Source organism: Rhodococcus sp. 4CII, from assembly GCF_014256275.1.
Lineage (GTDB): Bacteria > Actinomycetota > Actinomycetes > Mycobacteriales > Mycobacteriaceae > Rhodococcus_F > Rhodococcus_F wratislaviensis_A.
On record NZ_JACCFE010000002.1, the window covers coordinates 6,122,246 to 6,147,500 of the forward strand.

Sequence of the window (25,255 nt, forward strand, 5' to 3'; positions counted from 1 at the left end):
CTGCCGGTCAGTTCATCGGGAGGGGCGCCGCACCCTTCGCGGTGAGCATGTTCGTCATCACCGTCGCCTCGCTCTGCTGCGTGTCGACCATCGTCTGCGCGAGGCCGCGGACCGCGTCTTCCGACGCATGCTGCGCGGCGTACTCCATCATCGGAAGCCCGCCCTGGTGGTGTCGCAGCATCAGCTGGAGGTACAGGACGTCGACGGCGGGGCCGGTGGCCTGACGCAGCGCCGCCATGTCCTCCGACGACGCCATGCCCGGCATCTTCGTCATCGAACCCATGTGCGCGCTCTCGGTGGACCCGTGGTCGTGCCCGTCCGAATGCTCGGACTCCATCCAGCCCATGTAACCGCCCGACGGCAGCGCCGGCTGATCCCACAGTGTGAGCCAGCCCTGCATCTGCCCGAGCTGGTTCTGCTGCGTGGTGAGGATGTCGTACGCGAGGCTCCGGACTGCCGGGTCGGTGGCGTTCGTCAGTGCGATCGCCGACATCTCCACCGCCTGGCTGTGGTGCACGCTCATGTCCTGAGAAAATCCGACGTCGACGGAACCCGCCTCGGGTACCGCGGTGCCGGTGTCCCCCAGCGGAAGCCGGGCGAAGAACCCGAGCGCGAATCCGAGGGCGATGGCACCGATCAACCCGATGACCAGGAGCGCGGTGCGCTGACCGGGCCGGGCCGGGGCAGGATCGGCTTCGTTGTCGGCCTCAGCGTCGGCGTCGGGCTCGTGCCGGGGATCGGCAGAACTAACCATTGCCGCCCTCGGCCGGCGCCTGCTGCAGATCGGACGGCAGCTGCAGGTCGCTCGGGAGCTGCATCCCGCTCGGCAGCTGCGCGCCCGCGCCGCCCGATTCCGACTGGTCGGGGTTGATTCCGCCACCGTTCATCGGAACCGCGTCCGCGCCCGGCGTGGACGGGTCGAACGGCGGCGGGTTGTCGGGGTCGAATCCCGAACCCGGGATGGACGAGCAGCTCGCGCCGACCTCGGGGTAGGTGTTCTTGTTGATCCGCAGCGCCGTGATGAACTGATCGATGCGCGGGTCGTCCACGCTGTCCACCTTCAGCTGATGGCCCCAGGACTGCACGGAGACGGGGCTGTCGAGGCCCGGGTACGGCGACATCAGCGTGTACGTTTGGCCGTCCACCTTGTTCTTCAGCGTGTCCACCTGGTCGCCGGACACCTCGTCCGGGTTGTAGGCGATCCACACGGCGCCGTGCTCGAGCGAGTGGACGGCGTTCTCGGTGCGGATCGCGTTCGGGTAGACCGTTCCGGTGCACGTCGCCCAGATCGCGTCGTGCGGTCCGCCGAACGGGGGCGACTGGTCGTATGCGACGCGTTGCGTCGGCTGGATGTGGATGCCGGCCGGGTAGTCGACCTTGACGACGCCGTCGATGTTGACCGACGGGTCGGGATTCTCGGCGCTCGGCGCGTACTTCGCGGCCTCTTCCTTGGCCTGATATTTGGGGATCAGGTTGATCGCGAGGACAGCCACGAGTGCGAGAACGGCCGCTCCGGCGCCGATCGTCAGCCACGGGATGTTCCGGGGAGCGGACGCGCCGCCCTTGGCTTTCACGCCGCCGCTCTTCTTCTTGGCAGCCTTGATGGCCTTCGCCGACTTCGCGCCCGAGTTCTTATCGGGACCGCGACTTTCCGAACCGCTTGGCATCGATTGTGATCTTTCGGTGTGTGGGTTACGGGCGCTCGACCCCCGGCAACCGGAAGCTGAGGGCCGGGACTCAGGGCGACCCCACTGTACTTTCCCACCCTGAGGGCAACCTGGGAGAGTGGCCGCGGCCACTCTTGCCGGCGGTCGCGACGCCGTCCGCGGTACTCGCGGCAAGGCGGATCACCGATCGGGACGCGTTGGCCATAGGATAGATACCTGTGACTCCAGCTGACCTTGCCGAACTGCTCCGCGGAACCGCCGCGAAAGTACTCGCCGAACGCGGACTCGACGTGTCCGTGCTCCCCGAAACTCTCACGGTCGAGCGTCCGCGCAACTCTGAGCACGGCGACTACGCCACCAATGTGGCGATGCAGGTGGCCAAGAAGGTCGGTACCAACCCGCGGGAGCTCGCCACCTGGCTCGCCGAGGCCCTGACCGCGGCCGACGGCATCGATTCCGCCGATATTGCGGGCCCCGGCTTCCTCAACATCCGCCTCGCCGCCGACGCGCAGGGTGCGATCGTCGCGAAGATCCTCGCGGAGGGCGCCGCATTCGGGTCGGGCCACACGCTCGACGGCAAGAAGATCAACCTCGAGTTCGTGTCCGCCAACCCGACCGGACCCATCCACCTCGGGGGAACGCGCTGGGCGGCCGTCGGGGATGCGCTCGGCCGGATTCTCTCCACCCAGGGCGCGGCGGTCACCCGCGAGTACTACTTCAACGACCACGGCGCGCAGATCGACAGGTTCTCCCGCTCCCTGATCGCGGCCGCCAAGGGCGAGCCCGCCCCCGAGGACGGATACGCGGGCGCCTACATCGCCGACATCGCCGCCCAGGTGCAGCAGCAGCGCCCGGACGCGCTGGACCTGCCCGCCGACGAGCAGCAGGAAGTGTTCCGGTCCATCGGCGTCGACCTGATGTTCGCCCACATCAAGCGGACCCTGCACGAGTTCGGCGTCGACTTCGACGTCTACTTCCACGAGAACTCGCTGTTCGAGTCGGGCGCCGTGGAGAAGGCCGTCGAGACGCTGAAGGACTCCGGCAACCTCTTCCCGGAGGACGGCGCGTGGTGGCTCAAGAGCACCGATTTCGGCGACGACAAGGACCGTGTCGTCATCAAGAGCGACGGCAATGCGGCGTACATCGCCGGTGACATCGCCTATTTCCAGGACAAGCGCTCCCGCGGCTTCGACCTGTGCATCTACATGCTCGGCGCGGACCACCACGGGTACATCGGCCGGCTCAAGGCGGCCGCGGCCGCGTTCGGCGACGACCCCGACACCGTCGAGGTGCTCATCGGCCAGATGGTGAACCTGGTCCGCGACGGCGTGGCCGTGAAGATGAGCAAGCGGGCCGGAACCGTCATCACCCTCGACGATCTGGTCGAGGCGATCGGCGTCGACGCGTCTCGGTACGCGATGATCCGGTCGTCGGTGGATTCGAGCATCGACATCGACCTCGAACTGTGGACGAGCACCGGCAACGAGAACCCGGTGTACTACGTGCAGTACGCGCACGCCCGGCTGTCGGCCATCGCCCGCAACGCCCGGGACCTCGGCATCGCCGTCGCGGATCCCGATTTCGCGCTGCTGGTCTCGGAGCAGGAGGGTGACCTCATCCGCACCCTCGGCGAGTACCCGCGCGTCGTCACAAGCGCCGCGAATCTGCGTGAGCCGCACCGTATCGCGCGGTATCTGGAGGAGCTGGCCGGTGCCTACCACCGGTTCTACGGAGCCTGCCGGATCCTGCCCCAGGGGGACGAGGAGGTCGGTCCGCTGCACGTCGCGCGACTGGCGCTGTGCGACGCGTCCCGCCAGGTGCTGGCGAACGGTCTCGCACTGCTCGGCGTCAGCGCACCGGAGCAGATGTGAACGCGCACCCCGCAGGTCCCAAGCACGCCGAGCAGGTGCACGCACCCGGGCTGCCCGAACGTCCCGCCGACGCTGCCGCTTTCGCCGCCCTGTCGCCCGAAGTGTGGCCCCGCAACGCCCGCCGCGGCGCCGACGGAGTCGTGAGTCTGGCAGGCATCCCGGTCACCGAACTCGCCGAGAAGTACGGCACTCCACTGTTCGTCGTCGACGAGGACGATTTCCGGTCGCGCTGCCGTGACATGGCCCGTGCATTCGGGCCGACGGCCAAGGTGCACTACGCCTCCAAGGCTTTTCTGTGCGGCGAGATCGCCCGCTGGGTGGCCGACGAGGGCCTGTCGCTGGACATCGCGTCGGGCGGTGAATTGGCGGTCGCTCTGCATGCCGGATTCCCGGCGGAGCGAATTGCCATGCACGGCAACAACAAATCGGTGGCCGAGCTGAGGGCCGCCGTCGCCGCCGGGGTCGGGCACGTGGTGCTCGACTCGGCCATGGAGATCGACCGCCTCGACAAAGTGGCCGCCGAAGCCGGTGTGGTGCAGGACGTCCTGATCCGCGTGACCGTCGGCGTCGAGGCGCACACCCACGAATTCATCTCCACCGCACACGAGGACCAGAAGTTCGGGTTCTCGCTCGCGGGCGGTAAGGCGATCGACGCGGTCCGGCGGGTGTTCGCCGCCGACAACCTGCGACTGGTGGGTCTGCACAGCCACATCGGCTCGCAGATCTTCGACGTCGACGGCTTCGAGGTCGCCGCGCACCGCGTGATCGGGCTCCTCCGGGACGTGGTCGCGGAGTTCGGTGTGGACAAGACCGCGCAGATCTCGATCATCGACCTCGGTGGCGGCATGGGAATCTCCTACGTCCCCACCGACGACCCGCCGCCCGTCGATCAGCTCGCCGCTAAACTCGGCGACATCGTGCGCAACGAGTCGGCACTCGCAGGACTGCCCGAGCCGACGCTGGCCGTCGAACCCGGGCGCGCGATCGCCGGACCCGGAACGGTGACGCTGTACGAGGTCGGCACCATCAAGGACGTCACCGTCGGCAGCAACCTCACCCGTCGGTACGTCAGCGTCGACGGCGGCATGAGCGACAATATCCGCACCGCGCTGTACCAGGCCGAGTACGAGGCGAAGCTGGTCTCCCGGGTCAGCGAGGCCGAACCGGTGGTGTCCCGCGTCGTCGGCAAGCACTGCGAGTCGGGTGACGTCGTGATCCGCGATACCTGGATGCCCGAGGACATCGACGCCGGCGATTTGCTTGCCGTCGCGGCCACCGGTGCATACTGCTATTCGATGTCGAGCAGGTACAACCTGCTCGCCCGCCCTGCCGTGGTGGCGGTGCGCGACGGACAGTCGCGCGTGATCCTCCGGAGGGAAACCGTGGAAGACCTGTTGAGCTTGGAGGTACAAGAGTGACGAGCGAATCGGCGCATCGCGCTATCGGTGTGGCCGTCCTCGGCCTCGGCAACGTCGGGAGCGAGGTGGTGCGCATCCTGCGGGAGCACAGCGAAGACCTCGAGGCTCGCGTCGGTGCCCCGCTGGAACTGAGGGGTGTGGCCGTCCGCCGCCCCGGCAAGGACCGCGGAATTCCCGAGGAGTTGCAGACCACCGACGCGGAGTCCCTCGTGGCCCGCGACGACGTCGACCTCGTCGTCGAGGTCATCGGCGGCATGGATCTGCCCCGCAAGCTGATTCTCTCGGCGCTCAATTCCGGCAAGTCCGTCGTCACCGCCAACAAGGCGCTGCTCGCCGATCACACCGGTGAACTGGCCGAAGCCGCCGAACTGCACAACGTCGACCTCTACTTCGAGGCCGCCGTGGCCGGTGCGATCCCCGTGATCCGCCCGCTCACCCAGTCGCTCGCCGGTGACCGGGTGAACAAGGTCGCCGGAATCGTGAACGGGACCACCAACTTCATCCTGTCGGCGATGGACGAGACCGGGGCGGATTACGCCGCCACGCTCGCCGAGGCCGGTCGTCTGGGCTACGCAGAGGCCGATCCGACCGCCGACGTGGAGGGCTACGACGCCGCGGCGAAGGCAGCGATCCTCGCGTCGATCGCCTTCCACACCCGGGTCACCGCCGCGGACGTGTACCGCGAGGGCATCTCCAAGATCACCGCCGCCGACCTGACGTCGGCGCGCGCACTCGACTGCACGATCAAGTTGCTGTCCATCTGCGAGCGGATCACCACGCCCGAGGGCAAGGAACGGATCTCCGCGCGGGTCTACCCGGCGCTCGTGCCGCTCGAGCACCCGCTGGCATCGGTGAACGGCGCGTTCAACGCCGTCGTCGTCGAGGCCGAGAACGCCGGGCGACTCATGTTCTACGGCCAGGGCGCGGGCGGCGCCCCCACCGCGTCGGCCGTGATGGGCGACCTGGTGATGGCCGCGCGGAACAAGGTCAACGGCGGCCGCGGACCCCGCGAGTCCAAGTACGCCAAGTTGAAGGTCGCGCCGATCGGTGACATCCCCACGCGCTACTACGTCAACATGCAGGTGGCGGACAAGGCCGGTGTGCTGTCCGCGGTGGCTGCCGAGTTTTCGCAGCACGGCGTCAGCATCTCCACCGTCCGGCAGGAGGGCGCCGGCGACGGTGCCCGCCTCGTCGTCGTGACCCACGTCGCGACGGATTCCGCGCTGTCGGAAACCGTTGAGGCACTGAGCAAACTCGAATTCGTCACCGCTGTGACCAGCGTGCTGCGACTGGAAGGCACCGAACAATGACCGGCACCCGTAACCCCGTTCACACCCCCTGGCCGGGGCTGATCGAGGCTTACCGCGACCGTCTCGCCATCGGACCGAACTGGAAGACGGTCACCCTGCGCGAGGGCGGCACCCCGCTGCTGCCGGCCGGGCACCTGTCGGAGATCACCGGGTGCGACGTCTACCTGAAGGTCGAGGGGCTCAACCCGACCGGTTCGTTCAAGGACCGCGGCATGACGATGGCCGTCACCGACGCGCTGGCCCGCGGCCAGCAGGCCGTCCTGTGCGCCTCCACCGGCAACACCTCCGCCTCCGCCGCCGCGTACGCCGCCAAGGCGAAGATGACCTGCGCCGTGCTGGTGCCGCAGGGCAAGATCGCGATGGGCAAGCTCGCGCAGGCCGTCATGCACGGCGCGCGGATCATCCAGGTGCAGGGTAACTTCGACGACTGCCTCGAACTGGCCCGCAAGACCACCGCGGAGTTCCCCACGATCGGGCTCGTGAACTCGGTCAACCCGGTCCGCATCGAGGGTCAGAAGACCGCGGCGTTCGAGATCTGCGACGCGCTGGGCAAGGCCCCCGACGTGCACGCGCTCCCGGTCGGCAACGCCGGCAACATCACCGCGTACTGGCGCGGGTATTCCGAGTACTACGCGGACGGCCTCACCAGCGTGAAGCCCCGCATGCTCGGCGTGCAGGCCGCGGGCGCCGCACCGCTCGTCCACGGCGCACCGGTGAAGGACCCGGAGACGATCGCCACCGCGATCCGCATCGGCTCGCCGGCATCGTGGAACGGCGCCGTGACCGCCAAGGAAGAGTCGCACGGCGCATTCCGGGCCGCCACCGACGACGAGATCCTCGAGGCGTACCGCCTGATCGCCAGGACCGAAGGCGTGTTCGTCGAGCCCGCGTCCGCGGCGAGCGTCGCGGGTCTGCTCGCCGCGCGCAAGGAGGGCTGGCTGGACTCCGGGTTGACCGTCGTCTGCACGGTCACCGGCAACGGCCTGAAGGACCCGGACACGGCCCTGGCGGGCATGCCTGAGGTCCAACCGATTCCGGTCGACCCTGTCGCTGTCGCCTCGGCCCTCGAGCTGGCGTAGTGGTGGCGCCCACGCCCACCACGCCGCAGGACCAGACCGCTGATATGACACAGACCCTCCCCACGGGCCTCGCCGTGACCGCTCGCGTCCCTGCGTCGAGCGCCAACCTCGGCCCGGGATTCGACACGCTGGGCATCGCGCTCGGTCTGTACGACGAGATCACCGTGACCACCACGGGTTCGGGGCTGAAGATCCGGGTCGAGGGCGAAGGTGCCGACGACGTGCCGTGGGGTCCGTCCCACCTCGTGGTCCGGGCGATCGAACGCGGCCTGGAATCGGCCGGGGTGTGGGCCGAGGGCCTGGATGTGGTGTGCCGCAATGCGATACCCCATTCGCGCGGTCTGGGTTCCTCCGCGTCCGCCGTCGTCGGGGGTCTGGCGGCCGCCAACGGGCTGGCGACCAAGCTCGACCCGGAACTGGCGCTGTCGCTCGATCAGCTGGTCCAGCTGTCGTCGGAATTCGAGGGTCACCCCGACAACGCCTCGGCGAGCGTGCTCGGCGGCGCCGTGGTGTCGTGGAGCTGTGCCGGCGAGCAGGCCGACGGAACCACGGCTGCCACCGACATCTACTCGGCCGTCGCGCTGACGGTGCACCCCTCGATCCGCGTCGTCGCACTGGTGCCGGGGGAGCGCTCGTCGACCGCTCACACGCGGGGTCTGTTGCCGGAGACCGTTCCCCATCGGGACGCCGCGTTCAACGTCAGCCGAGGCGCCCTCGCTGTGGTGGCGCTCACAGAGCGTCCCGACCTTCTGATGGCGGCCACCGAGGACCGGCTGCACCAGACGCAGCGCGCTCCCGCTCTTCCGCTGACGACGCGATGGATCGCCATCCTCCGGAAGGCGGGGATCGCCGCCACCGTCTCGGGAGCGGGACCGACAGTGCTCGCATTGACCACGGACCCTTTCCCCGTGGAGCTCCGAGCGCAGGCGGAGGCAGAGGGGTTGCAGGTGCTCGAACTGGCCGTTGCGGACGGCGTCCGGACCAGCTGACACGCCGTAGGGGCGTCTCCTTGCCCCTACGGGCGTTCACAGCTATCCTGGGCATTGTCCGTACATCGTGCGCATCAGACGCCGGTGCTTCACCAGGGCAATTACTCCAGGTCAATCGGGGTTGACGGCTCCTGGCACGATCCTCCGCACTTTCTGTCGTGTAGGGATTGCGAGTACGCGCCTGTTTCAAAGGTGATGTGATGGCGGGCAAGCCGGCAGTTCTTCACATGCAACTACGTACGGCACATCCGAATTCGGTATCGACACCGGATTACGGGACGAACCCTCGACTCAGCGCAGCGCGAGTGAGGGAAGGAAAGGACCTCCGTGACCGATACGGACCTCATCGCCGCACCTGTGCGCGCCTCCTCGGTGGATACCGTTGGCGCGCAGGCAGGCGACTCTTCACAGGCGTCATCGACCGGCGCAGTGACGGCCTCCACCAAGCGCGCCGAGGCGCGCCGGGGTGCCGGGCTGTCCGGAATGGTGCTCACCGAGCTCCGCACTCTCGCTGGTGAGCTGGGCATCAAGGGCATCTCGGGGATGCGCAAGGGCGACCTGATCGCCGCGATCAAGGAGCGTCAGGGCGGCTCCGCGGCCCCGGCTGCCACCGCGACCGAAGCCGCTCCCCGCACCCGGGCAACGCGCGCGAAGCGCGAACAGTCGGCGCAGACCGAACTCGAAGTGACTCCGCGGCCGGAGACCACCGAGAAGGCCGCCGAGCCCAAGACGACCGAGACCGCGACGGCCGACGGCGCAGCCGCCGACGCCGACACCGCAGAGGGCGGGCGCCGTGGGCGTCAGCGCCGCGGATCTGCGCGTCGTGCAGGCGCACCCGAGCAGGGTGACCAGGGCGGCAACGCCGAGGACACTGCCTCGGCGACGGCCACCGACACGCAGCAGACCGAGCGCAAGCAGGCCGAAGACCGCCAGGATTCCGCCGAAAAGCCTGCCAAGCAGCAGGACGGCGCCGGCGAACAGGGCGGCGACCGCACTCGACGCGAGCGCGGCGGCGACCGCGACAACCGTGGTGACCGCGGCGACCGTGGTGACCGCGGCGACCGTGGTGACCGTGGTGATCGCGGCGACAACCGCGGTGAGCGCGGCCAGGGCGGCAACGGCCCCCGGAACAACGACAACCGTCCCGGTGACGACGAGGAAGGCGGTCGCGGACGCCGCGGACGCCGCTTCCGCGAGCGCCGACGTGGACGTGACCGTGGCGAGGGTGGCGGCGGTGACGCCCGCGAGACCGAGATCCGCGAGGACGACGTCCTGCAGCCGGTCGCGGGCATCCTGGACGTCCTCGACAACTACGCGTTCGTGCGGACCTCCGGCTACCTGGCCGGACCGAACGACGTGTACGTGTCGATGAACCTGATCCGCAAGAACGGTCTCCGCCGCGGCGACGCCATCACCGGCGCCGTCCGGGTGGGACGTGAGGGTGACCAGGGCAACCAGCGGCAGAAGTTCAATCCGCTGGTCCGCATCGACACCGTCAACGGTGGCGACGTGGAAGCGGCCAAGAAGCGCCCCGAGTTCGGCAAGCTCACCCCGCTGTACCCGAATCAGCGGCTGCGCCTGGAGACGACGCCGAACATCCTGACCACGCGTGTAATCGACCTGGTGATGCCGATCGGCAAGGGCCAGCGCGCGCTGATCGTGAGCCCGCCGAAGGCCGGTAAGACCAGCGTTCTGCAGGCCATCGCCAACGCGATCGCGACGAACAACCCCGAGTGCTACCTCATGGTCGTCCTCGTCGACGAGCGTCCCGAAGAGGTCACCGACATGCAGCGGTCGGTGAAGGGCGAGGTCATCTCCTCGACCTTCGACCGCCCGCCGGGAGATCACACCTCGGTCGCCGAGCTCGCCATCGAGCGTGCGAAGCGGCTGGTGGAGGCGGGTAAGGACGTCGTCGTCCTCCTCGACTCGATCACGCGCCTCGGCCGCGCGTACAACAACTCGTCGCCGGCGTCGGGACGCATCCTGTCCGGTGGTGTCGACTCGACCGCGCTCTACCCGCCCAAGCGGTTCCTCGGTGCGGCGCGCAACATCGAGAACGGCGGTTCGCTCACGATCATCGCGACGGCCATGGTCGAGACCGGTTCCACCGGCGACACCGTGATCTTCGAGGAGTTCAAGGGCACCGGTAACGCCGAACTCAAGCTCGACCGCAAGATCGCGGAGCGGCGCGTGTTCCCGGCCGTGGACGTGAACCCGTCGGGTACCCGTAAGGACGAGCTGCTGCTCAGCCCGGACGAGGCCGCGGTACTGCACAAGCTCCGCCGCGTGCTGTCGGGTCTCGATTCGCACCAGGCCATCGATCTGCTGATCGACCGGCTCAAGAAGAGCAAGAGCAACCTCGAATTCCTCATGCAGGTCTCGAAGACTGCTCCGGGCGCGATCGACGACTGATTCGACCCGGAACGGGGCCCGGCGACCACGGTCGCCGGGCCCCGTTGCCTTCCCGGGAAATCCCCCGAGAACTGCCGTGGAACAAAACGCGGACCGCCCGCGTTGACCACACCGCAAGCAGAAATGCCGATTGGGATCGCGAACACGCGATCTGGCATACTGAGCGGCTGAGTCCGGTTCCGGTTCACGTCTTCGAACGGCGAAGGCGACCCGGCGACCATTGAAAGGGACACCATGAAGTCAGGTATTCACCCCAATTACGTGGCCACCACCGTGGTCTGTGGTTGCGGAAACACTTTCGAGACCCACAGCACCAAGGAGTCCGGGCGTATCAACGTCGAGGTCTGCTCGCAGTGCCACCCGTTCTACACCGGCAAGCAGAAGATCCTCGACACCGGTGGACGTGTCGCCCGCTTCGAGGCTCGCTACGGCAAGCGCGCCGGCAAGGGCGCAGCCAAGGAATCTGCCGAGTCCTAGCTGTTCCGCCGACGCCCGTCCTGCGATAATTGCAGGCCGGGCGTCGGCTTTTTTGTGCCCATTCCCGAAAAGAACGCAGAGCGGAGCGAATCATGGCAGGGACCACCCAGCCTTCGGCCATCGACGACATCCTGGCCGAACACGCCGGCCTGGAGCAGCAGTTGGCGGACCCGGCCCTGCACAACGACGCTTCCGCGGCCCGCAAGGCGGGCAAGCGATTCGCCGAGCTCGCGCCCATCATGGCGACGTACACCAAGCTGAAGTCGGCGCAGGACGATCTCGACGCGGCCCGCGAACTCGCCGCCGACGACTCCAGCTTCGCCGCCGAGGTGCCCGACCTCGAGGCGCAGGTCCTGGAGCTCGACAAGACCCTCACCGATCTGCTCGCACCCCGCGATCCCCACGACGGTGACGACGTGGTGCTCGAGGTGAAGTCGGGGGAGGGCGGCGAGGAATCCGCACTGTTCGCGTCCGACCTGGCCCGGATGTATGTGCGCTACGCCGAGCGTCACGGATGGCGCGTCGAGATCCTCGACGCGACCGTGTCCGACCTCGGTGGATACAAGGATGCGACGCTGTCGATCAAGTCGAAGGGCGATGTGCGTGACGGGGTCTGGGCGCGACTGAAGTTCGAGGGCGGCGTCCACCGCGTGCAGCGGGTGCCCGTCACGGAATCGCAGGGACGCGTCCACACGTCCGCGGCCGGTGTCCTCATCTACCCCGAGCCGGAGGAGGTGGAGGAGGTGCAGATCGACGAGACCGATCTGCGCATCGACGTCTACCGCTCCTCGGGTAAGGGCGGTCAGGGTGTCAACACCACCGACTCCGCGGTCCGCATCACACATCTGCCCACCGGCATCGTCGTGACCTGTCAGAACGAACGCTCGCAGCTGCAGAACAAGGCCCGCGCCATGCAGGTCCTCGCAGCCCGCCTGCAGGCCGCAGCCGAGGAGGCGGCGGATGCCGAGGCGTCGGCCGGACGACAGAGCCAGGTGCGCACCGTCGACCGCTCCGAGCGCATCCGCACCTACAACTTCCCGGAGAACCGGATCACCGATCACCGGATCGGTTTCAAGTCCCACAACCTCGATGCCGTCCTGGACGGCGAACTCGACGCCCTGCTCGACGCGTTGGGCAAGTCGGACCGCGAGGCGAGGCTCGCCGCGGAGTAGCCGCCGACCCGGGACTGCGCACCGGCCGCCGGGCCGCGTGGCACTCTGTACCTGTGAGTCGCCTTCCTCTTCGCCTGGCCCTGATCGACGCAACCGCGCAACTCGACGAGGCCGGGGTGCGCAGCTCCCGTGCGGATGCCGAATTGCTCGCAGCACACCTGCTGGGGGTCGAGCGCACCCGGCTCGGTCTGGTCCCCCTCGTCGACGAGTCGGTGATCGACGCCTACAAAAAAATGGTCGACCAGCGCGCCAAGCGGATTCCGTTGCAGTACATCCTCGGTACCGCCGCGATGGGCGACATCGACATCGAGGTCGGCCCCGGGGTTTTCGTGCCCCGTCCCGAGACGGAACTGCTGCTCGGGTGGGCACTGGCGTTCCTCGGAAGTTGCGATCAGCACCCGCCGGTCGTTCTCGACCTGTGTACCGGGTCGGGTGCGCTGGCGCTCGCAATCGCCAATGCCCGCCCCGACGCTGTCGTCCATGCGGTCGAACTCGAACCGCATGCCCTCGCGTGGGCCCGCCGCAACGCCGACGCCCGCGAACAGGCCGGCGACACGCCGATCCGGTTGTACCAGGGCGACGTCACCGACCGCACGCTGCTGGCCGGGCTCGAGGGCGGCGTCGACCTGATCGTGTCGAACCCGCCGTACATCCCGGAAGGTGTCGAACTCGAGCCGGAGGTGGCCGATCACGATCCGCACAGCGCACTGTTCGCCGGACCGGACGGGCTGTCCGTGATCAAGCCGATGATCTCGAACGTCGCGCGCTGGCTGCGGATCGGGGGAGCGGTCGGAATCGAACACGACGACACCAACGGGTCCGATGTGGCGGCCCTGTTCGCATCCCGCCGCGTGTTCGGTGAGGTGGCCGAGCACCCCGACCTCGCAGGCAAGCCGCGCTTCGTCGTCGCCCGGCGCATCGCCACCGATATCGAGGCGCAGCGTGCAGGCACCGTCGGCGAGGGTGAAAGGATGGGCGGGTGAGTACCGTTTACGACTGTGGCCTCCCTGATTCCCGCTCCGCCGGAATGAGTGCGGCCAAGAATGCACTGAAGGCCGGACGGCTTGTCGTTCTCCCCACCGACACGCTGTACGGAATCGGCGCGGACGCGTTCGACAGCGAGGCCGTCGCCGCTCTGCTGCGTGCCAAGGGGCGCGGCCGTGACATGCCGGTTCCGGTGCTCGTCGGCTCGTGGAACACGATCGACGGCCTCGTGTACAGCGTCCGCCCGCAGGCACGTGACCTTATCCGCGCGTTCTGGCCCGGTGGCCTGAGTCTCGTTGTGGAACAAGCACCTTCGCTGGCCTGGGATCTCGGCGACACCCGCGGGACGGTGATGCTGCGGATGCCGCTGCACCCTGTCGCGCTCGAACTGCTGCGCGACGTCGGACCGCTTGCGGTATCCAGCGCGAATGTCTCCGGGCGCCCGCCCGCCACGACGGTCGAGGAAGCGCGCGAGCAACTCGGCGGATCCGCGAGCGTGTACCTCGACGGCGGCCGGGCGGAGCAGGGCCAGGCCTCGACGATCGTCGACCTCACCGGCGCGGCTCCTCGGATCCTGCGTGCGGGCGCGGTGCCCACCGGCGACGTCGCCGACGTGCTCGGAGTGACGGCGGAGAGCCTGTCCGCCCAGTGATTGCTGCCGAATCGGCCGGCGTGGCGCTGGCTCAAGCAGGCGGCGGCGCGGGTGTCCCGCTGCGCGAACTCCTGCTCGTGCTGTTCACCGCGGCGGTGGTGACCTACCTGGCCACCGGTGCGGTGCGCCTGTTCGCGCTCAGATTCGGGGCGGTCGCGGTGCCGCGGGACCGCGACGTCCACGTCACGCCCACGCCCCGGCTCGGCGGTGTCGGGATGTACCTCGGCATGCTGGTCGCGTTGTTGTTCGCGCAACAGCTTCCGGCGCTCACCAGGGGATTCGAGTTCACCTCCGACATTCCCGCGGCAGTGGTCTCCGGGTTCGTGATCGTGCTGGTGGGGGTGGTCGACGACCGATGGGGCCTGGACGCGCTCACCAAGTTCGTCGGCCAGGTCACCGCAGCGGGCATCCTCGTCGTGATGGGGGTGAGCTGGTTCATCATCTACATGCCGTTCGGCGACGGCAGCACCGTCATCCTCGATCAGCTCCAGGCCGGTCTCGTCACCGTGGGTGTTGCGGTCGTGATGGTGAACGCCATGAACTTCGTCGACGGCCTCGACGGTCTCGCAGCCGGCCTCGGCCTGATCTCCTCGCTCGCCATTTGCGTCTTCTCGGTCGGACTTCTGCACGATCAGGGCGGCGACGTGAGCGCCTATCCCCCCGCGCTGATCGCGGCGGCGCTGGCAGGTGCGTGCCTCGGATTCCTGCCGCACAACTTCCAGCCCGCCAAGATCTTCATGGGTGACTCCGGTTCGATGCTGATCGGGCTGATGCTCGCGGCCATCTCCACCAGCGCGTCCGGACGCATCCCGCTCACCGCGTACGGCACACGCGACCTGCTCGGTCTGCTGTCTCCGCTGCTCCTCGTCGGCGCCGTCATGTTCATTCCGATCCTCGACCTGCTGCTGGCCGTCGTCCGGCGTACTCGCGCGGGGGTGAGCCCGTTCAGTCCCGACAAGATGCATCTTCATCACCGACTCCTGCAGATCGGCCACTCGCACCGCCGTGTCGTGCTGCTCATCTACCTGTGGGTCGGTGTCCTGGCGTTCGGCGCGGTCGGATCGGCGCTGTTCGATCGTCGTGTCGTGGTGCTCCTGGTGGCGGGAGGCCTCGTGTTCGCCCTGGTCGTCACGGCTGTCCCGTCGATCCGCGGACAGCAGCACGACCGTCGGGGCTGACCGGAGGGTTGCGATGGACCGATGACGATCCACTACCCTTGGCGACCGTGACGTTCACCCCTGCCTCCGTCCCCGATCACACCGCGTCGTTGCGGGCTGCCGTCCGCTACGGAGTTCTCGGTCTGATCGTGCTGGCGGTGGTCGGCTCGATCGTCGCGTATCTCGTCGCGGGTAAGCCCGGTCTCTACGGCGCGCTGCTGGGAGCGGCCGTCGGGGGAGGGTTCATCCTGTGTACCGCACTGGGTGTGCTCTTCACCGCGAAGCTTCCGGCCCTGACGGCGGGAGCGGTACTGCTCGGTACGTGGTTGTTGAAGATGATCCTCGCGATCACGGTCCTGGCGATCCTCAAGCCGCTCGACTTCTACGACAAGACTGCGTTGGTGCTGGTCATGGTGCTGTCGCTGGTGATCGTGCTGGGAGCGGAGACGTTCGGGGTGCTGGGAGTCAAGGCCCCGTACGTCGAGCCGACGCCCTCGAACGATCCCGGCTCGCCGGATTCGGACGATAAGTAGTACTACGAGATGTAGTAAAATTGAATCGACTCGGACCCCGTCTACACAACGTCGTAGATGACTTGCTAAGGTCTGGGTCAAGCGAGAGCAATGAGAGGGCGAGTCAGTTACTCGCCGGTATTGCATGCTTGTAGGTGGCCGCACTTCCAGGGCCGCCGAGTCGACGAGAGTCGCCGACACCGACAGACGCTGGACTCGAACAGTCCACAGCAGCTGACGAATACGCGAGTCGCGCTTGTCGACTTGTTTGATCGTCAATGTCCGATCGAACCGCAGTCAACGAAGGCTGCGGACCGACTACGGGAGAGAACGCTGAGCGTCATCAACGTGGCCGCGGAAGAATTCCACGCGCCTTCCCTGAACGACTTCTTCCCGCCCGCGGTCCTGTTCGAAGGGACTCCGTTCGAACTCGACCGCCTGATGCTGGTTCGCATCCTGCTGTCCGCACTGATGATGCTCTTCTTCGTCATCGCGATGCGCAGCCCGAAGCTCATTCCCCGCGGCGTCCAGAACATCGGCGAGATCGCGCTCGACTTCGTCCGGATCAACATCGCGGAAGAGATTCTCGGCAAGGAGCAGGGCAAGCGCTTCCTGCCGGTCATCACCACCATCTTCTTCCTGGTGCTCGCCAGCAACCTCGGCAGCATCATTCCCTTCATCAACATCTCGCCGAACGCGCGTATCGGCATGCCTCTCGTGCTCGCCGCCCTCGCGTACATCGTGTTCAACTACGTCGGCATCAAGAAGTACGGCTTCTTCAAGTATGTGAAGAGCAGCATCGTGGTCCCGGGTGTTCCGCTTCCGCTGCACTTCCTGCTCGTGCCGATCGAGTTCATCTCGACGTTCGTCCTCCGGCCGTTCACGCTCATGGTTCGTCTCATGGCCAACATGCTGGCCGGCCACATCCTGCTGGTGCTGTTCTTCAGCGCCACCCAGTACTTCTTCTTCATCTCAGGTGGCTTCCAGGCAGTGTTCGGTGTGGCCTCGCTTGCCGCCGGCATCGCATTCACCTTCTTCGAACTGCTGGTGATCTTCCTGCAGGCCTACGTCTTCGCGCTGCTCACGTCGGTGTACATCGATCTGGCGCTGCACGCGGATTCGCACTAGCACCACAAGTTTCACGACCAGCTACACCAGAACTGAGCCTCCCGCCGAATCCGGCGGAGGTCAACAGAAAGGGAACGGAACACCATGAGCCTCGCGTACCTCGCACAGGGAGCGGTCGAGACCACCACCACGGCGAAGGGCTACGGAGCCATCGGCTACGGCCTCGCCGCGATCGGCCCCGGCATCGGCGTGGGCATCGTTGTCGGTAAGGCGATCGAGGGTATGGTCCGCCAGCCCGAGATGGCCGGACAGGTTCGTACCACGATGTTCCTCGGTATCGCCTTCACCGAAGCCCTCGCGCTGATCGGCCTCGTCGCCGGCTTCATTTTCTAAGACCGTCACATGGCAGCCAACATCGCATTGCTCGCGGCAGAGGAAGAGAGCCACAACCCTCTCCTCCCCGCGACGTATGACATCGTTTGGTCGATCGTCTGCCTGGTCATCGTTGGTTTCGTCTTCTGGAAGTACGTCCTTCCCATGTTCCAGAAGGTCCTTGCCGAGCGAACCGAGCAGATCGACGGCGGCATCAAGCGGGCCGAAGAGGCCCAAGCCGAGGCGAAGGCGGCGCTCGAGCAGTACCGCGCCCAGCTCGCCGAGGCTCGCACCGAGGCTGCGCAGATCCGTGAGGATGCGCGCACCCAGGGGCAGCAGATCATTGCCGAAATGAAGGCACAGGCTCAGGAAGAAAGCGACCGCATCGTGGCCGCCGGCCACAACCAGCTGGTTGCGCAGCGTCAGCAGATCGTCACCGAACTGCGCGCCGATCTCGGCCGCACCGCGGTCGATCTCGCCGAGAAGCTCATCGGTGAGTCCCTCGCCGACGAGGTGAAGCGGGCAGGCACGGTCGATCGATTCCTGAACGAGCTCGACTCCATCGGCGCAAATTCCGCAGCAGGGAAGTGAGCACCATGTACGCAGCGAGCCGTGAGGCCTTGACGCAGACCCGTGCTGCGTTGTCTTCGGCCTTGGGATCCGTCTCTGCCGGAGCAGCCACAGCGGCCGCGGCCCAGATCGGGGCCGAGCTGTTCTCGGTCGTCGAGATCCTGGACGAACAGCGCACTCTTCGGAGTGCCCTGTCGGACACCTCGACGCCCGGGAGCGTTCGCGAAGGTCTGGCCGAGCAGGTGTTCGGCAGCAAGGTCTCCGCCGAGACCCTCGCCGTCCTGAAGGTGGCGGTGGGCCAGGACTGGTCCGCTACCTCCGACCTGCTCAACTCGCTGGTGCTCCTCGGTCGGGAATCGCTGCTCCGGGCAGCGGCCGATCAGCAACAGCTCGACACCGTCGAGGACGAACTCTTCCGTCTCGGCCGCATCGTGGCCGGTGACCCGGAGCTCGAGCAGGCACTGTCCGACCGTTCCGTATCGGCGAAGGGCAAGCGCGAACTGCTGTCCAAGCTGTTGTACGGCAAGGTCACCGCCGTCGCCGAGGCACTGGCGACCCAGGCAGTGGGCCGGTTGAAGAACTCCGCACCCGCGGACGCCTTCGACGAATTGTCGAATCTGGCAGCAGCACAGCGGAAGGCCGTTGTCGCCAAGGTGCGCAGCGCTGCCCCGCTGTCCAGTGAGCAGTCGGATCGGCTGACCGCCACCCTCACCCGTACCTACGGGAAGCCGGTGACGGTTCACGTGGAGGTCGATCCTGAACTCCTCAGCGGCTTGGTCGTCCGGGTGGGCGACGAGGTGATCGACGGCAGCGGAGCGGGACGTCTCGCAGCGTTGCGGAAGTCCCTCAAGTAGTCCGCAACCGAACCCCATACCCCAGATCTTTTCGAAGACCAGACACCGAGAGCAGGAAAAACATGGCGGAGCTGACGATCTCCTCCGACGAGATCCGTAGCGCGATCGAGAACTACACCGCGAGCTACTCCCCGGAGGCCTCCCGCGAAGAGGTCGGTGTCGTGACCGACACCAGCGACGGCATCGCGCACGTCAGTGGCCTGCCTTCGGCGATGGCCAACGAACTGCTGGAGTTCCCCGGCGGAATTCTGGGCGTCGCGCTCAACTTGGATGCCACCGAGATCGGTGCCGTCATCCTGGGCGATTACGAGAACATCCAGGAAGGCCAGGAAGTCAAGCGGACCGGCGACGTGCTGTCGGTTCCCGTCGGCGACGCCTTCCTCGGCCGCGTCATCAACCCGCTCGGCCAGCCGATCGACGGCCTGGGCGAGATCGAGAGCAGCGAGACCCGCGCCCTCGAGCTGCAGGCTGCCTCGGTGCTCGAGCGTCAGCCCGTCGAGGAGCCGCTGCAGACCGGCATCAAGGCCATCGACGCGATGACCCCGATCGGCCGCGGGCAGCGTCAGCTCGTCATCGGCGACCGTAAGACGGGCAAGACCGCCGTCTGCATCGACGCGATCCTCAACCAGAAGGCCAACTGGGAGACCGGCGACGAGAAGCAGCAGGTTCGCTGCATCTACGTCGCGATCGGCCAGAAGGGTTCCACCATCGCGGGCGTCAAGGCGGCCCTCGAGGAGCAGGGCGCGATGGAGTACACCACCATCGTCGCCGCCCCGGCCTCCGACTCCGCCGGTTTCAAGTGGCTCGCGCCCTACACCGGCTCCGCCATCGGTCAGCACTGGATGTACCAGGGCAAGCACGTCCTGGTCGTGTTCGACGACCTGACCAAGCAGGCCGAGGCCTACCGCGCCATCTCGCTGCTGCTGCGTCGCCCGCCGGGACGCGAGGCGTACCCCGGTGACGTCTTCTACCTGCACTCCCGCCTGCTGGAGCGTTCGGCCAAGCTGTCCGACGCCCTGGGTGGAGGCTCGCTGACCGCGCTGCCGATCATCGAGACCAAGGCCAACGACGTCTCGGCCTACATCCCGACCAATGTCATCTCCATCACCGACGGTCAGGTGTTCCTCGAGTCGGACCTGTTCAACAAGGGTGTCCGCCCCGCGATCAACGTCGGTATCTCGGTGTCCCGCGTCGGTGGCGCCGCGCAGACCAAGGGCATGAAGAAGGTGTCCGGTTCGCTGCGTCTGGAGCTGGCCCAGTTCCGTGAGCTCGAAGCGTTCTCGGCCTTCGCCTCCGACCTGGATGCCGCCTCCAAGGCTCAGCTCGAGCGCGGTGCCCGCCTGGTGGAGCTGCTCAAGCAGGATCAGTACAGCCCGATCCCCGTCGAGGACCAGATCGTGTCGATCTACCTCGCCGGTGAAGGCGTCTTCGACAGCGTGCCCGTCGGCGACGTCCGCCGCTTCGAGGCCGAGCTGCTCGACGAGCTGCACCGCACCGCCTCCGGCGTGTACGAGAGCATCAAGGGCGGCAAGGCCCTCGATGCCGACAACGCCAAGGCGCTGGTCGAGGCCACCGACAAGTTCAAGGAAACCTTCCTCGCGTCCGACGGAAGCCGGGTCGTGAACGAGGCCGAGGCCGAGGCTCTCGACGCCGGCGAGGTCGGCCACGAGCAGATCAACGTCAAGCGCACCACCGTCAGCAAGTGAGCGGCCAGCCCATGATGCTGCGAAACATGAAGGGAGAGTGATCGATCGATGGCAAGCATTCTCGAACTGAGGTCTCGCATCAAGTCGGTCAACTCGACCAAGAAGATCACCAAGGCCCAGGAGCTGATCGCGACTTCGCGTATCACGAAGGCACAGTCGCGGGTCGCTGCGGCGAAGCCGTACGCCGAGGAGATCACGAAGGTCCTGTCGGAGCTGGCGAGCGCGTCCGCGTCGCTGGACCACCCGCTCCTCAACGAGCGCACAGACCCCAAGCGTGCTGCCGTTCTCGTCGTCACCAGCGACCGGGGTATGTGCGGTGGATACAACTCCAACGTCCTCAAGGAGGCCGAGGAGCTGTTCCAGCTGCTGCGCAGCGAGGGCAAGGATCCGGTCATCTACGTGCTCGGATCCAAGGGTCTGGGGTACTACACGTTCCGTGGCCGCGACTTGGGTGGCGCGTGGACCGGGTTCTCCCAGGATCCGGGCTACTCCGACGCCGCCAAGGCGAGCCGGCACCTGGTCGACCTGTTCATGGCAGGATCCGGCTCCGAGGTTCCCGCGCCCAACGGCGAGGGCACCATCGAAGGCGTCGACGAGTTGCACATCGTCTACACCCGTTTCGTGTCGATGCTGACCCAGTCTCCCGAGGTGCGCCGCATGGCTCCCCTCGAGGTGATGGTTTCCGAGGAGCACGTCGAACTCGGCGAGGACATGCTGTCGAACGGCCACGGGTCGAGCAACTCGGAGCCGGTCGCCGGATACAACTTCGAGCCGGAACCCGACAAGTTGCTCGGTGCCCTGCTGCCGAAGTACGTCAGCACCCGCATCTACTCCTCGCTGCTGGATGCTGCGGCGTCGGAGTCGGCTGCCCGTCGTACCGCCATGAAGGCGGCGACGGACAACGCAAACGAACTGGTGAACACGTTGAGCCGTCAGGCAAACCAGGCTCGCCAGGCCCAGATCACCCAGGAAATCAGCGAGATCGTCGGCGGCGCGAATGCGCTTGCCTCGAGCGCAGGAAGTGACTAAGCAATGACCGCAGCAGTAACCGAAAACAACGGGGCAGGCTCGGACTCGTCCGTCGCCGGCCGCGTCGTGCGGGTCATCGGTCCCGTCGTGGACGTTGAATTCCCGCGTGGCGCTATTCCTGAACTGTTCAACGCCCTGCACGCCGAGATCACGCTCCCCTCGGTCGCCAAGACGCTGACCCTCGAGGTCGCGCAGCACCTCGGCGACAACCTGGTGCGCACCGTCTCGATGCAGCCCACCGACGGCCTGATCCGTGGCACCTCGGTGTCCGACACGGGCAAGCCGATCTCGGTTCCCGTCGGTGACGTCGTCAAGGGCCACGTGTTCAACGCGCTGGGCGACTGCCTCGACGCACCCGGCACGGGTCGCGACGGCGAGCAGTGGGGCATCCACCGCAAGCCACCGGCCTTCGACCAGCTCGAGGGCAAGACGGAGATCCTCGAGACCGGTATCAAGGTCATCGACCTCCTCACCCCGTACGTCAAGGGTGGAAAGATCGGTCTGTTCGGTGGCGCCGGTGTCGGCAAGACCGTTCTGATCCAGGAAATGATCACCCGTATCGCCCGCGAGTTCTCCGGAACCTCGGTGTTCGCAGGCGTCGGTGAGCGCACCCGTGAGGGCACCGACCTTCACCTCGAGATGGAAGAGATGGGCGTCCTCCAGGACACCGCCCTCGTCTTCGGCCAGATGGACGAGCCGCCGGGAACGCGTATGCGCGTCGCCCTGTCCGCGCTGACCATGGCGGAGTACTTCCGCGATGTCCAGGGTCAGGACGTTCTGCTGTTCATCGACAACATCTTCCGGTTCACCCAGGCCGGTTCCGAGGTGTCGACCCTGCTCGGTCGTATGCCTTCGGCCGTGGGTTACCAGCCGACCCTGGCTGACGAGATGGGTGAGCTGCAGGAGCGCATCACCTCGACGCGAGGCCGCTCCATCACCTCGCTGCAGGCGATCTACGTGCCCGCCGACGACTACACCGACCCGGCGCCGGCCACGACGTTCGCGCACCTCGATGCCACCACCGAGCTGTCGCGTCCGATTTCGCAGATGGGTATCTACCCCGCTGTGGACCCGCTGACGTCCACCTCCCGCATCCTGGAGCCCGGCATCGTCGGTGCCGAGCACTTCCGGGTCGCCAACGAGGTCAAGCGGATCCTGCAGAAGTACAAGGAACTGCAGGACATCATCGCCATCCTCGGTATGGACGAGCTGCAGGAAGAGGACAAGGTGCTCGTCGGCCGTGCCCGTCGTCTGCAGAAGTTCCTCGGCCAGAACTTCATCGTCGCCGAGAAGTTCACCGGTGAGCCCGGCTCCGTGGTGCCGCTCCGCGACACCATCGAGGCGTTCGACCGCATCTGCAAGGGCGAGTTCGATCACCTGCCCGAGCAGGCGTTCAACAGCTGCGGTGGACTCGACGACGTCGAGGCTGCAGCCAAGAAGATCGCCGGGAAGTAGTCGACGATGGCTGAGATGACCGTGGAACTCGTCGCCGTGGAGCGACGGTTGTGGTCTGGTTCGGCGACTCTCGTCAGTGCACAGACGACCGAAGGCGAGATCGGTGTCATGCCCGGGCATGAGCCGGTTCTCGGACAGCTGGTCGAGGGCGGCGTGGTTGCGATCACGACGGCCGACGGTGAGCGTATCGTCGCTGCTGTGCACGGCGGTTTCCTGTCCGTGACCGCGAAGACAGTCACCATCCTCGCCGAGTCCGCCGACTTGGCCGAGGACATCGATGTGGAAGCGGCCAAGGCCGTGCTCGAAGAGAGCGGAGACGACCTCGAGGCGATTGCTGTCGCCAAGGGCCGGATCCGCGCCGTAGAGCGCGCCTAGGCTGCTCGAGAAAGACCGCGACGGAGCCGACGAACAGTGACAATCGGAATGACTGTGTTGATCATTCTGGTTGTGCTGCTCGCGGCCTTCGTCGCGGTCTTTCTGTATCGGCTTGCAGTACTGCGCCGCGGTGGTACCGCGGCGATCCTCCGGGTGACGCCCGCCCCGGGGGACACCGGCTGGCGCCACGGCGTCATCCGCTACGGCGAGGGTTCTCTCGTCTTCTTCAAATTGTCGAGTCTGCGTCCGGGCCCGGATTCGCGCATCGAGCGCCAGGGCATCGAAGTCGCAGGTCGTCGCAGCCCGGAGGGCTCCGAATTCGACATCATGTCCGAGGAGATCATCATCCTGTCGGTCAAGGACCGCGGGAATTCGTACGAGATCGCACTGGACGGGGGAGCGCTGACCGCGTTCCTCTCCTGGGTCGAATCACGACCGTCCGGCCGATCGGTTCGCGGCCGCCGACTCTGATCAGGCCTTGCCGGCTCCGGGTTTCCAGAGCACGTCGCCCTCGGGGTTCGCCAGCCTGCTCATGATGAACAGCAGATCCGACAGCCGGTTGAGATACTTCGCCGGCAGCGCGTTGGTGTTCTCGGGATTCGCATCGACGGCGGCCCACGCCGACCGTTCGGCGCGCCGCGTCACGGTCCGCGCCACATGTAGCAGCGCTCCCAGGGCGGTCCCGCCGGGAAGAATGAACGAGTTCAACGGTTCCAGACGCTCGTTCAGTCGGTCGCACCACGCTTCGAGACGATCGACGTACTCGGCGGTGATGCGCAGCGGCGGATACTTGGGTTCGATCTCCACCGGGGTCGAGAGATCGGCGCCGGCGTCGAACAGGTCGTTCTGGATCTGCCGCAGGATCGACCGGATCTCCTCCGGAGGGGCACCGAGCGCCACCGCGACACCGATCGAGGCGTTGGCTTCGTCGCAGTCGGCGTAGGCAATCAGCCGCGGATCGTTCTTCGACACACGGGAGAAATCGCTGAGTCCGGTGGTCCCGTCGTCGCCGGTCCGGGTATAGATCTTGGTGAGGTGTACGGCCATAGCGTTACGGTACCGGCCTCCGGGGTCGGCCTCTCTGGCTCTAGGCTGTGCTCTGTGAGCGAACGCTTCCTTGTCACCGGCGGTAACCGCCTCGTAGGTGAAGTGTCTGTCGGGGGCGCGAAGAACAGCGTTCTCAAGCTGATGGCGGCGGCGCTGTTGGCTGAGGGCACGACAACCGTCACCAATTGTCCGGACATCCTGGACGTCCCCTTGATGGCTGACGTCCTGCGGGGCCTCGGGTGCGAGGTGGACCTCGACGACTCCGTCGTCCGGATCACTACACCCGCCGAGCCCAAACATCACGCCGATTTCGCGGCGGTACGGCAGTTCCGCGCGTCGGTGTGCGTACTGGGACCGTTGGTCGCGCGCTGCAGGCGCGCCGTGGTGGCACTTCCCGGTGGCGATGCAATCGGCTCGCGGCCCCTCGACATGCACCAGTCGGGGCTGCGGTTGCTCGGCGCGCACAGCACGATCGAACACGGGTGCGTCGTTGCCCAGGCAGACGATCTGCACGGTGCGAACATCCGGCTCGCCTTTCCGTCCGTAGGAGCCACCGAGAACATCTTGATGGCCGCCGTGCTCGCCAAGGGCGAGACAGTGATCGACAACGCCGCCCGGGAACCCGAGATCGTCGACCTGTGCAACATGCTGAATCAGATGGGCGCCAAGGTCCGGGGCGCCGGCACGTCCACGTTGACGATCCAGGGCGTCGCCAAACTCGAGCCGACGACGCACCGCGTCATCGGGGACCGCATCGTGGCAGCGACATGGGGGATCGCGGCGTCGATGACCCGCGGTGACGTGCGCGTTCGCGGGGTCAATCCGAAGCATCTCGGGCTGGTCCTCGACAAACTGCGCGTGGCCGGCGCCGACGTCACGGCCGAATCCGACGGCTTCCGGGTGGTCCAGGAGGCACGGCCGACCGCCGTCAACTTCGCGACGCTGCCGTATCCGGGATTCCCCACCGACCTGCAGCCGATGGCCATCGGCCTCGCCGCGGTCGCGGAGGGAACATCGATGATCACCGAGAACGTCTTCGAGGCGCGGTTCCGCTTCGTCGAGGAGATGATCCGGTTGGG

Annotated in this window: 25 protein-coding genes (1 of these 25 only partly in view); 22 read left to right on the top strand and 3 right to left on the bottom strand. The window is 66.9% G+C overall.

Annotation, left to right across the window (positions count from 1 at the left end):
• Positions 1-7: 7 nt before the first annotated feature.
• Together H0B43_RS29130 and H0B43_RS29135 are read right to left on the bottom strand one after the other, a co-directional pair.
• Entirely contained in the window at positions 8-754 is a 747-nt protein-coding gene (locus tag H0B43_RS29130; RefSeq protein ID WP_185724755.1) for a DUF305 domain-containing protein, read from the bottom strand.
• Positions 747-1,667, bottom strand: a complete 921-nt coding sequence (locus H0B43_RS29135) for a DUF3105 domain-containing protein (RefSeq protein WP_185724754.1) — start codon at positions 1,665-1,667, stop codon at positions 747-749. The genes H0B43_RS29130 and H0B43_RS29135 overlap by 8 nt, the downstream gene beginning before the upstream one ends.
• A 218-nt stretch (positions 1,668-1,885) precedes the next feature.
• On the opposite strand from H0B43_RS29135, the gene argS reads away from it, so the two are divergent.
• The 21 genes from argS (at position 1,886) to H0B43_RS29240 (ending at position 23,600) form a co-directional block, all read left to right on the top strand.
• Complete coding sequence (gene argS / locus H0B43_RS29140; RefSeq protein WP_185724753.1) at positions 1,886-3,538, top strand: arginine--tRNA ligase; 1,653 nt, start codon at positions 1,886-1,888, stop codon at positions 3,536-3,538.
• On the top strand, positions 3,535-4,956 hold the full coding sequence (lysA, locus tag H0B43_RS29145; protein WP_185724752.1) for a diaminopimelate decarboxylase: 1,422 nt from the start codon (positions 3,535-3,537) through the stop codon (positions 4,954-4,956). Before argS ends, lysA begins: the two co-directional genes overlap by 4 nt.
• Positions 4,953-6,266 (top strand): homoserine dehydrogenase, encoded by a 1,314-nt coding sequence (locus H0B43_RS29150; RefSeq protein WP_185724751.1) that lies wholly within the window; start codon positions 4,953-4,955, stop codon positions 6,264-6,266. The genes lysA and H0B43_RS29150 overlap by 4 nt, the downstream gene beginning before the upstream one ends.
• Positions 6,263-7,345 carry a threonine synthase gene (thrC, locus tag H0B43_RS29155; RefSeq protein ID WP_072946109.1) on the top strand — a complete coding sequence of 361 codons (1,083 nt, stop codon included), beginning with the start codon at positions 6,263-6,265 and terminating at the stop codon, positions 7,343-7,345. The genes H0B43_RS29150 and thrC overlap by 4 nt, the downstream gene beginning before the upstream one ends.
• Positions 7,346-7,389: 44 nt before the next feature.
• Positions 7,390-8,334, top strand: coding sequence for a homoserine kinase (gene thrB, locus H0B43_RS29160; protein WP_185724750.1), 945 nt, complete (start codon positions 7,390-7,392; stop codon positions 8,332-8,334).
• Positions 8,335-8,661: 327 nt separating this feature from the next.
• Complete coding sequence (gene rho / locus H0B43_RS29165) at positions 8,662-10,746, top strand: transcription termination factor Rho (RefSeq protein WP_185724749.1); 2,085 nt, start codon at positions 8,662-8,664, stop codon at positions 10,744-10,746.
• A gap of 234 nt (positions 10,747-10,980) precedes the next feature.
• A complete protein-coding gene (rpmE, locus tag H0B43_RS29170) occupies positions 10,981-11,223 on the top strand; it encodes a 50S ribosomal protein L31 (RefSeq protein ID WP_087558323.1) in 243 nt (80 codons plus the stop codon).
• A 92-nt stretch (positions 11,224-11,315) separates the two neighbouring features.
• A complete protein-coding gene (gene prfA / locus H0B43_RS29175) occupies positions 11,316-12,395 on the top strand; it encodes a peptide chain release factor 1 (protein WP_037238871.1) in 1,080 nt (359 codons plus the stop codon).
• Between the two features lie 53 nt (positions 12,396-12,448).
• Positions 12,449-13,378 carry a peptide chain release factor N(5)-glutamine methyltransferase gene (prmC, locus tag H0B43_RS29180; RefSeq protein WP_185724748.1) on the top strand — a complete coding sequence of 310 codons (930 nt, stop codon included), beginning with the start codon at positions 12,449-12,451 and terminating at the stop codon, positions 13,376-13,378.
• Positions 13,375-14,031, top strand: a complete 657-nt coding sequence (locus H0B43_RS29185) for an L-threonylcarbamoyladenylate synthase (RefSeq protein WP_185724747.1) — start codon at positions 13,375-13,377, stop codon at positions 14,029-14,031. Before prmC ends, H0B43_RS29185 begins: the two co-directional genes overlap by 4 nt.
• Complete coding sequence (locus H0B43_RS29190; RefSeq protein ID WP_185724746.1) at positions 14,028-15,209, top strand: glycosyltransferase family 4 protein; 1,182 nt, start codon at positions 14,028-14,030, stop codon at positions 15,207-15,209. The genes H0B43_RS29185 and H0B43_RS29190 overlap by 4 nt, the downstream gene beginning before the upstream one ends.
• A gap of 38 nt (positions 15,210-15,247) precedes the next feature.
• The gene (locus tag H0B43_RS29195) at positions 15,248-15,721 is read left to right on the top strand and encodes a hypothetical protein (protein WP_185724745.1); all 474 of its coding nucleotides are present in this window, start codon (positions 15,248-15,250) and stop codon (positions 15,719-15,721) included.
• Positions 15,722-16,042: 321 nt separating this feature from the next.
• A complete protein-coding gene (gene atpB, locus H0B43_RS29200) occupies positions 16,043-16,828 on the top strand; it encodes a F0F1 ATP synthase subunit A (RefSeq protein WP_378462633.1) in 786 nt (261 codons plus the stop codon).
• 84 nt (positions 16,829-16,912) lie between these two features.
• Positions 16,913-17,161, top strand: a complete 249-nt coding sequence (locus H0B43_RS29205; protein ID WP_185724744.1) for an ATP synthase F0 subunit C — start codon at positions 16,913-16,915, stop codon at positions 17,159-17,161.
• A gap of 9 nt (positions 17,162-17,170) precedes the next feature.
• Positions 17,171-17,731 carry a F0F1 ATP synthase subunit B gene (locus tag H0B43_RS29210; protein WP_185724743.1) on the top strand — a complete coding sequence of 187 codons (561 nt, stop codon included), beginning with the start codon at positions 17,171-17,173 and terminating at the stop codon, positions 17,729-17,731.
• A gap of 5 nt (positions 17,732-17,736) precedes the next feature.
• Entirely contained in the window at positions 17,737-18,564 is an 828-nt protein-coding gene (locus H0B43_RS29215; protein WP_185724742.1) for a F0F1 ATP synthase subunit delta, read from the top strand.
• A 62-nt stretch (positions 18,565-18,626) separates the two neighbouring features.
• Positions 18,627-20,270 carry a F0F1 ATP synthase subunit alpha gene (gene atpA / locus H0B43_RS29220; RefSeq protein WP_185724741.1) on the top strand — a complete coding sequence of 548 codons (1,644 nt, stop codon included), beginning with the start codon at positions 18,627-18,629 and terminating at the stop codon, positions 20,268-20,270.
• A 48-nt stretch (positions 20,271-20,318) separates the two neighbouring features.
• Positions 20,319-21,299, top strand: a complete 981-nt coding sequence (locus H0B43_RS29225) for a F0F1 ATP synthase subunit gamma (RefSeq protein WP_185724740.1) — start codon at positions 20,319-20,321, stop codon at positions 21,297-21,299.
• A gap of 3 nt (positions 21,300-21,302) precedes the next feature.
• On the top strand, positions 21,303-22,754 hold the full coding sequence (gene atpD / locus H0B43_RS29230) for a F0F1 ATP synthase subunit beta (protein WP_012688407.1): 1,452 nt from the start codon (positions 21,303-21,305) through the stop codon (positions 22,752-22,754).
• Between the two features lie 6 nt (positions 22,755-22,760).
• Positions 22,761-23,129: a F0F1 ATP synthase subunit epsilon gene (locus tag H0B43_RS29235; RefSeq protein WP_141472228.1), complete on the top strand. Its 369-nt coding sequence runs from the start codon at positions 22,761-22,763 to the stop codon at positions 23,127-23,129.
• A 48-nt stretch (positions 23,130-23,177) separates the two neighbouring features.
• Positions 23,178-23,600: a DUF2550 domain-containing protein gene (locus H0B43_RS29240; protein WP_185724739.1), complete on the top strand. Its 423-nt coding sequence runs from the start codon at positions 23,178-23,180 to the stop codon at positions 23,598-23,600.
• On the opposite strand, the gene H0B43_RS29245 is transcribed toward H0B43_RS29240, so the two are convergent.
• Positions 23,601-24,176, bottom strand: a complete 576-nt coding sequence (locus tag H0B43_RS29245; protein ID WP_185724738.1) for a cob(I)yrinic acid a,c-diamide adenosyltransferase — start codon at positions 24,174-24,176, stop codon at positions 23,601-23,603.
• A gap of 54 nt (positions 24,177-24,230) precedes the next feature.
• Here H0B43_RS29245 and murA point away from each other — a divergent pair, with 54 nt between their 5' ends.
• On the top strand, positions 24,231-25,255 hold the 5' portion of the coding sequence (gene murA / locus H0B43_RS29250; RefSeq protein WP_185724737.1) for a UDP-N-acetylglucosamine 1-carboxyvinyltransferase. The gene runs 244 nt beyond the window's last position; only the first 1,025 of its 1,269 coding nucleotides appear in the window; it begins with the start codon at positions 24,231-24,233; its stop codon lies beyond the right edge, outside the window.

Excerpts from the sequence above, each read along its gene's own strand:
- H0B43_RS29130 (WP_185724755.1), bottom strand. The coding sequence starts at position 754 with ATGGTTAGTTCTGCCGATCCCCGGCACGAGCCCGACGCCGACGCTGAG.
- H0B43_RS29135 (WP_185724754.1), bottom strand. The coding sequence starts at position 1,667 with ATGCCAAGCGGTTCGGAAAGTCGCGGTCCCGATAAGAACTCGGGCGCG.
- thrC (WP_072946109.1), top strand. The coding sequence starts at position 6,263 with ATGACCGGCACCCGTAACCCCGTTCACACCCCCTGGCCGGGGCTGATC.
- thrB (WP_185724750.1), top strand. The coding sequence starts at position 7,390 with ATGACACAGACCCTCCCCACGGGCCTCGCCGTGACCGCTCGCGTCCCT.
- rpmE (WP_087558323.1), top strand. The coding sequence starts at position 10,981 with ATGAAGTCAGGTATTCACCCCAATTACGTGGCCACCACCGTGGTCTGT.
- prfA (WP_037238871.1), top strand. The coding sequence starts at position 11,316 with ATGGCAGGGACCACCCAGCCTTCGGCCATCGACGACATCCTGGCCGAA.
- H0B43_RS29205 (WP_185724744.1), top strand. The coding sequence starts at position 16,913 with ATGAGCCTCGCGTACCTCGCACAGGGAGCGGTCGAGACCACCACCACG.
- H0B43_RS29210 (WP_185724743.1), top strand. The coding sequence starts at position 17,171 with ATGGCAGCCAACATCGCATTGCTCGCGGCAGAGGAAGAGAGCCACAAC.
- H0B43_RS29215 (WP_185724742.1), top strand. The coding sequence starts at position 17,737 with ATGTACGCAGCGAGCCGTGAGGCCTTGACGCAGACCCGTGCTGCGTTG.
- atpA (WP_185724741.1), top strand. The coding sequence starts at position 18,627 with ATGGCGGAGCTGACGATCTCCTCCGACGAGATCCGTAGCGCGATCGAG.
- H0B43_RS29225 (WP_185724740.1), top strand. The coding sequence starts at position 20,319 with ATGGCAAGCATTCTCGAACTGAGGTCTCGCATCAAGTCGGTCAACTCG.
- atpD (WP_012688407.1), top strand. The coding sequence starts at position 21,303 with ATGACCGCAGCAGTAACCGAAAACAACGGGGCAGGCTCGGACTCGTCC.
- H0B43_RS29235 (WP_141472228.1), top strand. The coding sequence starts at position 22,761 with ATGGCTGAGATGACCGTGGAACTCGTCGCCGTGGAGCGACGGTTGTGG.
- H0B43_RS29240 (WP_185724739.1), top strand. The coding sequence starts at position 23,178 with ATGACTGTGTTGATCATTCTGGTTGTGCTGCTCGCGGCCTTCGTCGCG.
- H0B43_RS29245 (WP_185724738.1), bottom strand. The coding sequence starts at position 24,176 with ATGGCCGTACACCTCACCAAGATCTATACCCGGACCGGCGACGACGGG.